Raw genomic sequence first — 8,350 nt, 5'->3', positions numbered from 1 at the left:
TGGGTATCGCGTTCGAACCGGAACAGTATCAGGCGCTGAACCCGTTCTGGATCATCATTGGTAGCCCGATTCTGGCCGCTATCTACAACAAAATGGGCGACACCCTGCCGATGCCGACCAAATTCGCGATTGGTATGGTGCTGTGCTCCGGTGCGTTCCTGATTCTGCCGCTGGGCGCGAAATTCGCTACCGACGCAGGTATCGTTTCCGTTAACTGGCTGATCATCAGTTACGGCCTGCAGAGCATCGGCGAACTGATGATCTCTGGTCTGGGTCTGGCAATGGTTGCACAGCTGGTTCCGCAGCGTCTGATGGGCTTCATCATGGGTAGCTGGTTCCTGACTACCGCTGGCGCAAACATCATCGGCGGCTATGTCGCTGGCATGATGGCGGTGCCGGAAAACGTAACCGACCCGGTGATGTCTCTGGAAGTGTATGGCCGCGTGTTCCTGCAGATTGGCGTTGTCACTGCCGTTATCGCCGTGCTGATGCTGCTGACGGCACCGAAACTGAACCGTATGACTCAGGACGACTCAAAGCCTGCTGCTGACGGTAAAGTCGCTTCCGCATAATGTCATCGGGAAACGAATAATTTTGGGCCGCTAACGTATGTTAGCGGCTTTTTTTTTATCTGCGCAGGCACTAACATACTTTCATATCCATTGGCCGCCCTTCTGCCAACGGACAACAAAAATAATCATAGTCTGAAGGAGTTACCCATGAAATTGTTCTACAAACCCGGCGCCTGTTCCCTCGCATCGCACATCACGCTGCGGGAAAGCGGAAAGGATTTCACGCTGATCGGCGTCGATCTGATGCACAAACGTATGGAAAACGGTGACGATTTCCTGAAGGTCAACCCGAAAGGCCAGGTTCCCGCCCTGCTGTTGGACGACAATACCCTGCTGACTGAAGGCGTGGCGATCATGCAATATCTCGCCGATAGCGTCGCGGACCGTCAACTGCTGGCGCCGGTCGGCAGCATTAACCGCTACAAGACGCTGGAGTGGCTGAACTTCATCGCCACCGAGCTGCACAAAGGCTTTACTCCACTGTTCCGCCCGGATACGCCGGAAGACTACAAACCGACGGTTCGTGCGCTGCTGGACAAAAAGCTGGCCTATATTGATGAGTCGCTGGCTGGCGCACAGTGGATCAGCGGTTCTCGCTTTACCATTGCCGATGCTTACCTGTTTACCGTGCTGCGCTGGGCCTTTGCCGTGAAGATGGATATGGCGGGGTATCAGAATATTGCGGACTATATGGCTCGCGTTGCGGCGCGTCCGGCTGTTGCCGCGGCGCTGGCGGCGGAAGGGTTGAAATAATCCGTTTTTACTTCGTCCGGGCTACATCGCACGTGCAGATTACGCGAACGTAGCCCGACAAAGCGCTGCATTCATTGCAGCGCTCGGTGCTAAGTTACAGTTGCGTGGCACTAAAGCAGTGCTCTGGCTTCGCGATCAGGTCCTGTGCAGCAACAACCTGCAGTTCATACTCGCCCATCGTTTTGGTCGTCAGCATAATTTCATACACTGCCGCCGTCACATGCTCAAGCGCATCGCGCAGCGTTGCCCCCTGTAAGAGCTTAACCAGCAACAGGCCGCTGGTGACATCACCAACGCCAACCGGGTGGCGAGAACCAAAATCAATCAGCGGACGACTGATGTGCCATGCGGCATCGGCGGTGACCAGCAGCATCTCAAAACGATCGACGCTGTAGCCTGCGCGCGCCAGATGTTTCACCAGGACAATTTCCGGCCCCTGGGCGATCAGTTCGCGAGCCGCACTGATGGCTTCACTCACGCTGTTAACTTCGTGACCTGAGAGAATCTCCAGCTCAACCAGGTTCGGCGCGATAATATCGCTCGCCGGCAGCGCATAGCGTTTGTGGAACTCCGCCACGCCCGGCGCCACGATGCAGCCTTTTTCCGGATGGCCCATCACCGGGTCACAGAAATATTTCGCCTGCGGGTTCGCCGCTTTAACCTGACGCACAATGCCGAGGATATGCTCGCCCTGCTCCGCAGAGCCAAGATAGCCGCTCAGCACCGCATCACAGCGCTTAAGCTGATCGATAGACGCAATGCCCTGCACAATCTCCGTCAGATGCGCAGGCGGCATCACACAGCCCGTCCATTGACCATATTGGGTGTGATTGGAAAACTGCACGGTATTCAGCGGCCAGACGTTGGCGCCGAGGCGACGCATAGGAAATTCCGCGGCGCTGTTGCCGGCATGCCCGAAAACAACGTGGGATTGAATGGCGAGGATGTTGTTCATTGGTTCTACTCAGACGACATAAAAAGAAGGGGGCGTAGTTTCCCACGCCCCCCTGTTTCTGAAAATTACTTCCAGCAGATCAAACAGTAATTCTTCTTACCGCGACGTAACAAGGTGTAACGCCCGAACAGAATATCGCTGTCTTTGAAGAAATATTCCGGGTCAGCCTGTTTCTCACCGTTGATGGTGACCGCATTGGAGGCAATGGTCTTACGCGCCTGCCCACGAGACGGCTGAAGCTCAGAGTCTACCAGCGCCTGCATCAGGTCGGCGCCTTTTTCCATCTCAACCATCGGTACGCCGTCCTGCGCCAGCTGCTCGAAGTCAGCTTCGCTCAACGCGCTCAGAGAACCGCTGAACAGGCTCTCGGTGATACGTTTTGCCGCCACCAGGCCTTCTTCGCCGTGAACCAGACGGGTGACCTGCTCGGCCAGTACATACTGGGCACGTGGGGCTTTGCCGCTGTTTTTGTCTTCTTCTTCCAGCGCATTGATCTCTTCAATGTCCATGAAGGTGAAGAACTTCAGGAAGCGGTAAACGTCAGCATCCGCGGTGTTGATCCAGAACTGATAGAATTTGTACGGGCTGGTTTTCTTCGGATCCAGCCAGACTGCGCCGCCTTCGGTTTTACCGAATTTGGTGCCATCCGCTTTGGTGATCAGCGGAACGGTAAGGCCAAATACCTGGTTCTGATGCAGACGACGGGTCAGGTCGATACCGGAGGTGATGTTGCCCCACTGGTCGGAACCGCCAATCTGCAGCGCGACGCCGTGCAGTTTGTTCAGGCAGGCAAAGTCATAGCCCTGCAGCAGGTTGTAGGAGAACTCGGTAAAGGAAATACCCTGGTCGTCACGATTCAAACGCTGCTTCACCGCTTCTTTGTTAATCATCTGGTTAACAGAGAAGTGCTTGCCGATATCACGCAGGAAGGTCAGCACGTTCATGCCGCCAAACCAATCATAGTTGTTGGCGGCAATCGCGGAGTTCTCGCCGCAGTCGAAATCGAGGAACGGTGCAACCTGTTTGCGGATTTTATCCACCCACTCCTGCACGGTGTCTTCGGTATTCAGCTTACGCTCGGCGGCTTTAAAGCTCGGGTCGCCAATCAGACCAGTAGCGCCGCCCACCAGGGCAACAGGCTTATGGCCCGCCTGCTGGAAGCGTTTCAGGCATAACAATGGAACAAGATGCCCCAAATGCAAGCTGTCAGCGGTAGGATCGAAGCCGCAATAGAGCGCGATCGGGCCTTGCGCCAGTCGCTCTGCTAACGCTACCTCGTCCGTTACCTGGGCAACTAGCCCCCGCTCTTGCAGTTGTTTAATCAAGTTACTGCTTGCCATCAAATTCTCCATGTATATACGACTGCACCTTTGCCGGTACACGACTTTTCGCCAGACGCGAAAGCTCTATAGAATAAAGCGCTGAGGGCGTCAGCGCTAGCGCTTAAAACAACAAATTTGGGGGATTACGGCGCCAGACGGTCGATTTTCCACGCGCCATCTTCACGTTGGTATAAAAAACGGTCGTGAAGACGATGTTCACCGCCCTGCCAGAATTCCATCTGCTCAATAGAGACGCGGAAACCGCCCCAGAAACTCGGCAACGGCACTTCGCCCTGCTGGAATTTCTGCTTCAGCTCAAGGAATTTGCTTTCGAGGATCCCGCGCGCAGAAATGCGGCTGGATTGCTTGGAAACCCATGCGCCAATCTGACTGTCGCGCGGGCGGCTGTGGAAATACTTCACGACTTCAAGGGTAGACAGACGCTCCGCCTTGCCGATCACCATTACCTGACGCTCCAGCATGTGCCACGGGAACAGCAGGCTGATACGCGGATTCTTCTCCAGTTGGTGCGCTTTGCGGCTCCCCAGGTTGGTGTAAAACACCAGCCCTTTTTCGTCGTAGTGCTTCAGCAGAACGATTCGCTGATACGGCTGACCATTTTCATCAACCGTCGCCACCACCATGGCCGTCGGATCGGCTAACTTTGCCTCGCAGGCCTGAGAGAGCCAGCGCTCAAAAAGCGGCAGAGGTTCTGCAGGAAGGTCGTGGCGACGCAGGCCGCCACGGGTGTACTCTCGGCGCAGATGCGCGATTTGCTGTAGTTCGTCGTTGTCAGACATGGCGTTTGGACTAGTCATCATTGGGTGACGTTATTGTGCGCCGCTCGCCTGAAAATCTCAACGCTTGGGATTTTGTAACTGACAGTTATTCAGTACGATACGGTCACGTTTGTAGACGGTTGCCTCATTACCTTTCGACCAAAAGACATAGATACCGTCGGTATAGCGTGCGCCTGAAGCCGAGACGCCCTGCGCCAGATTGAGCTGCTGGTTGTCATAAATGAAGCTCACCTGCTGACGTGGGTTATTGAGATGCACCGTCAACGGTTTCTCATCACACTGGTATTCCAGCGTGTCAGTTTGCATCCGCTCCATAAATTGGTTGTAGGCGCTACAGCCGGAGAGCATCAAAGGGAGGGCAACAATAAGCAATTTTTTCATATTTTCTGAGCCTTTAGACATTCCTGGTCAAGGAGTGATTGTCCCACTCCCGTTTGCCTTTAGTCTATCGGCCCAGTGTAAAAGAAGATGTCAGTTAACTCTTATTCTTCTGCGGGTTGGCGGGAAAAATTGCCCCAAGTACCGTCGCTTGCGATGCGCCGGTGACCGACGGAAGGTTGCCAGGCAAGCCGGCAACCGTACGCCACGCCAGCCAGGCAAAAGCCAATGCTTCCATATCGTCACCGCTAATACCGTATTCATCGGTCGTCGCGACCTCAGTCCCGGCCAACAAACCCGCCAGACGAGCCATCACCAGCGGGTTACGGCTTCCCCCGCCACAGACCAGAAGGCGCTCACAGCCGCCGCTGAGCAGAACCTGCTCGCTGATAGTCACCGCCGTAAGTTCCGTCAGGGTAGCCTGTACGTCCTGAGCACGCAGCCCAGGATAGCGAGCCAGGAATTGCGACAGCCATCCGTAGTTGAAGTACTCGCGCCCGGTACTTTTTGGCGCCGGGGCGGCGAAATAAGGATCGTTCAGCATGTCCTGTAACAAAGGTAAAATCACTTTGCCTTCGTTGGCCCACTCCGCATCCTTATCATAGGGTTTGCCAAGGTTGCGCCAGATCCAGGCATCGATCAGCATATTCCCCGGCCCGGTGTCAAAACCGCGCACAGGCTGGCCGGGAATTAAAAGGGAAAGATTGGCGATCCCGCCAATATTGAGAATCATACGGCGTTCACTGACATGCGCCAGCAGAGCCTGGTGGAATGCCGGTACCAGCGGCGCACCCTGCCCTCCCAGCGCCATATCGCGACGACGAAAATCGCCGACCACGCTGACACCGGTGCGTGCAGCGATGATGTTATTATCACCAATCTGCATAGTATGCGGCGCATCGCCAGTCGGCTCGTGCCACACGGTTTGACCGTGGCAACCAATCGCCACAATGTCCTGCGCTGCCAGCTTCTCTTGTGACATCAGCGCCAGAACGGCATCCGCAAAGAGATTCCCCAGCCGATTGTCCAGTTGTCCAAGCTGCGAGAGCGTCAGAGGCTGCCCCTGGCAAATGGCCAACACCGCCTCTTTCACTGCGATGGGAATGGGCCAGGAAAGACTAGCCAGCTGCGTCACGCTATTTTCATCAATGACCGCCAGCACCACATCCACGCCATCAAGGCTGGTCCCTGACATCACGCCAATATATCGCCCGGATTTCATACGCCGTCCTTAGTCAGCTATGCAAAGTTAACACTCCAGCATAAAGTGCCACGTAATGCTATTAACCAATAAAAAATTTTAACAATATGGTGCTCTTTTTTCGCAAGAATCTCAGGAGGGACGCTGTTTCCCTTGCGTTTACCGTTGGTTAAGCCAGGATGGTTTATTATGGTTAATAATGAATGCGGAATATATGACCGCCCCGATCAAATACCATATAATTGTTTAGTACGGATGCTCATGAGAGCAATTCTTAGTGAACTGGAGATTCATAATGATGTTACGTGTATTGGCTGTTTCAATGATTGGTTTATCCCTGGCCGGATGTGTCAACAACAGCGGTTTGTCAGGTGATGTTTACTCTGCATCCGAAGCGAAACAGGTCCAGAACGTGACCTACGGTACCATCGTACACGTTCGTCCGGTACAAATTCAGGGTGGCGATGACAGCAACGTGATTGGCGCTATCGGCGGTGCGGTACTGGGCGGCTTCCTGGGTAACACCGTTGGCGGCGGTACTGGTCGTTCTCTGGCAACCGCAGCGGGTGCTGTCGCAGGCGGCGTAGCCGGTCAGAGCGTTCAGGGTGCGATGAATAAAACCCAGGGCGTTGAACTGGAAATTCGTAAAGATGACGGCAACACCATCATGGTGGTGCAGAAACAGGGCGATACTCGCTTCTCTGCTGGTCAGCGCGTCGTGATGGCGAGCAATGGCCGACAGGTTACTGTGTCTCCGCGTTAATGTTCTCCGGGTACGCGCTTGCAACAAGCGCGTACCCATATCTCTGCCTTTACCCTTTCCTCATTAATATTCATACGACAAATATATAATAGTTATTCACCCTATCTATTATTTGCGCGCGGACAATATTTCTTTACGTGAAATCAATTAAACTTGAGTCTTATAGGGCCAGGATGCCTCATTGCTTGCAGTGCTTAGCGTACACAGGACTCATATATGCTTTTAAAATTCCCCCTGCAGCGTTTTTTGATTTATATCACGATTTGCTTGATTGGTATTCTATTACTCAATCACTTTTCTAATGTTTTTATTCGCCATGTCCCGGCGATTGCACCTATTTTGTTTCCTACGCTTACGATGTTTCTGATGGTTTTCCATACCATGATTGCGGTATTCATGGTCATGAAATACCTCTGCGATCGACGTCGGCTCTACCTGATGGCCATCGCCTGCGCCTTCGCGAGCTCAGCGGTGCTGATGCTCGGTACACTAAACAGCTATCCTACGTGGTTCCTGTGCGGTGCATCAGATAATATTAACTATAATGACGCCCTGATATTTTATTTCTTCCGCAATATCATAATGGCGGTTTTGTTTATTACCTCCGTGGTGCTGTACGCGATAAAATCGCGCGATATGCATAGCATGCGGAATCATATTTTTATCTTAGGCGGATTGTTCGGGTTCGCCATTGTCATGCTGGTATTATCGTGGCTCTACTCCAGCCATGATTCTTTATTGAGCGTTAAGCTCGTTGATAATAACACTTTCCAGTACAGCGAATTTTGGAACAACATTGTCAACTGGGCATTAGTTGTAATATGGTTAATCACACTATTTACGCTTATCTTTACGACACAGCTGAACAATATTTTCTGGTACAGCGGCGCATTTTTCTGCGCTTGTTATATCTTCACCCTGCTGGTCCTGATGTCCGGTCAGGATACCGCCAGCTACAGCTGGTATCAGGCACGGTTGTTCGAAACCATTTCCACCCTGTTCCTGATCTTTGTGCTGTTCTGCGACGTGTTTACCCTCTACCGTCAGTCCAACACCAAGTATCTCAACTCATACCAGAACTCGATCCGCGATCCTTTGACGCGGTTGTTTAATCGCAGCTACTTTTATGACTCATTTACCGCCCTGCAGCCGACGATCGCCAACGGCCATCCGGTGTCGGTTATCGTCAGCGACCTCGACCACTTCAAGCGCATAAATGATAAGTACGGCCATCTGCAGGGGGACAAAGTTATTCAGTTTGTCGCCAGGGTACTGCAGGACTCTGTGCGCCAGAACGACGTAGCGGCGCGTATTGGTGGCGAAGAGTTCGCGCTACTGTTGGTCAATACCTCGCCTGAGGTGGCGCGCACGATTGCAGAACGTATCCGCCTGGCCATCAGTCAGCATGATGCAGGCAGCAGCAATGCCCAGCTGCCGGAGTCAATCACCATCAGTATGGGGGTGTTTACCGCCACGGATCTGTCCGTTTCGGTAGAAGAGTGCGTACGGCGTGCCGATGAGGCCATGTACCGCGCGAAAGCGGCGGGACGAAACCGGGTCGTCGTCTGGGAGTAAGTGAAAAAAACCCGCGAATTTCGCGGGTTTT

Annotated in this window: 9 protein-coding genes; 4 read left to right on the top strand and 5 right to left on the bottom strand. The window is 53.4% G+C overall.

Annotated elements, in window-relative coordinates; all coding sequences use genetic code 11:
• Together ACW14G_RS16605 and gstA are read left to right on the top strand one after the other, a co-directional pair.
• A partial coding sequence (locus tag ACW14G_RS16605) for an oligopeptide:H+ symporter (protein WP_455648684.1) occupies positions 1 to 572 on the top strand: 572 nt, incomplete at its 5' end.
• Between the two features lie 147 nt (positions 573 to 719).
• A complete protein-coding gene (gene gstA, locus ACW14G_RS16600; RefSeq protein WP_064545694.1) occupies positions 720 to 1,325 on the top strand; it encodes a glutathione transferase GstA in 606 nt (201 codons plus the stop codon).
• 94 nt (positions 1,326 to 1,419) lie between these two features.
• On the opposite strand, the gene pdxY is transcribed toward gstA, so the two are convergent.
• The 5 genes from pdxY to anmK all read right to left on the bottom strand — a co-directional run bounded on the left by pdxY (position 1,420) and on the right by anmK (position 6,002).
• A complete protein-coding gene (gene pdxY / locus ACW14G_RS16595) occupies positions 1,420 to 2,280 on the bottom strand; it encodes a pyridoxal kinase PdxY (RefSeq protein WP_163449429.1) in 861 nt (286 codons plus the stop codon).
• A gap of 65 nt (positions 2,281 to 2,345) precedes the next feature.
• Complete coding sequence (tyrS, locus tag ACW14G_RS16590) at positions 2,346 to 3,620, bottom strand: tyrosine--tRNA ligase (RefSeq protein WP_163449430.1); 1,275 nt, start codon at positions 3,618 to 3,620, stop codon at positions 2,346 to 2,348.
• 125 nt (positions 3,621 to 3,745) lie between these two features.
• Entirely contained in the window at positions 3,746 to 4,402 is a 657-nt protein-coding gene (pdxH, locus tag ACW14G_RS16585) for a pyridoxamine 5'-phosphate oxidase (RefSeq protein WP_163449433.1), read from the bottom strand.
• A gap of 57 nt (positions 4,403 to 4,459) precedes the next feature.
• Positions 4,460 to 4,783, bottom strand: coding sequence for a C-type lysozyme inhibitor (gene mliC, locus ACW14G_RS16580; RefSeq protein WP_064545700.1), 324 nt, complete (start codon positions 4,781 to 4,783; stop codon positions 4,460 to 4,462).
• 94 nt (positions 4,784 to 4,877) lie between these two features.
• Positions 4,878 to 6,002: an anhydro-N-acetylmuramic acid kinase gene (gene anmK, locus ACW14G_RS16575; protein ID WP_167575949.1), complete on the bottom strand. Its 1,125-nt coding sequence runs from the start codon at positions 6,000 to 6,002 to the stop codon at positions 4,878 to 4,880.
• A 274-nt stretch (positions 6,003 to 6,276) separates the two neighbouring features.
• Here anmK and slyB point away from each other — a divergent pair, with 274 nt between their 5' ends.
• A complete protein-coding gene (slyB, locus tag ACW14G_RS16570; RefSeq protein ID WP_064545703.1) occupies positions 6,277 to 6,744 on the top strand; it encodes an outer membrane lipoprotein SlyB in 468 nt (155 codons plus the stop codon).
• Positions 6,745 to 6,960: 216 nt separating this feature from the next.
• Positions 6,961 to 8,319 (top strand): sensor domain-containing diguanylate cyclase, encoded by a 1,359-nt coding sequence (locus ACW14G_RS16565; protein WP_249021874.1) that lies wholly within the window; start codon positions 6,961 to 6,963, stop codon positions 8,317 to 8,319.
• Positions 8,320 to 8,350: the final 31 nt, after the last annotated feature.

The organism is Kluyvera sp., from assembly GCF_965301105.1.
The sequence above is the reverse complement of the archived record's forward strand: the minus strand, read 5'-3'. Positions and strand labels throughout refer to the sequence as shown.

Coding starts and splice junctions, on each gene's coding strand:
- gstA (WP_064545694.1), top strand. CDS start 720: ATGAAATTGTTCTACAAACCCGGCGCCTGTTCCCTCGCATCGCACATC.
- pdxY (WP_163449429.1), bottom strand. CDS start 2,280: ATGAACAACATCCTCGCCATTCAATCCCACGTTGTTTTCGGGCATGCC.
- tyrS (WP_163449430.1), bottom strand. CDS start 3,620: ATGGCAAGCAGTAACTTGATTAAACAACTGCAAGAGCGGGGGCTAGTT.
- pdxH (WP_163449433.1), bottom strand. CDS start 4,402: ATGTCTGACAACGACGAACTACAGCAAATCGCGCATCTGCGCCGAGAG.
- mliC (WP_064545700.1), bottom strand. CDS start 4,783: ATGAAAAAATTGCTTATTGTTGCCCTCCCTTTGATGCTCTCCGGCTGT.
- anmK (WP_167575949.1), bottom strand. CDS start 6,002: ATGAAATCCGGGCGATATATTGGCGTGATGTCAGGGACCAGCCTTGAT.
- slyB (WP_064545703.1), top strand. CDS start 6,277: ATGATGTTACGTGTATTGGCTGTTTCAATGATTGGTTTATCCCTGGCC.
- ACW14G_RS16565 (WP_249021874.1), top strand. CDS start 6,961: ATGCTTTTAAAATTCCCCCTGCAGCGTTTTTTGATTTATATCACGATT.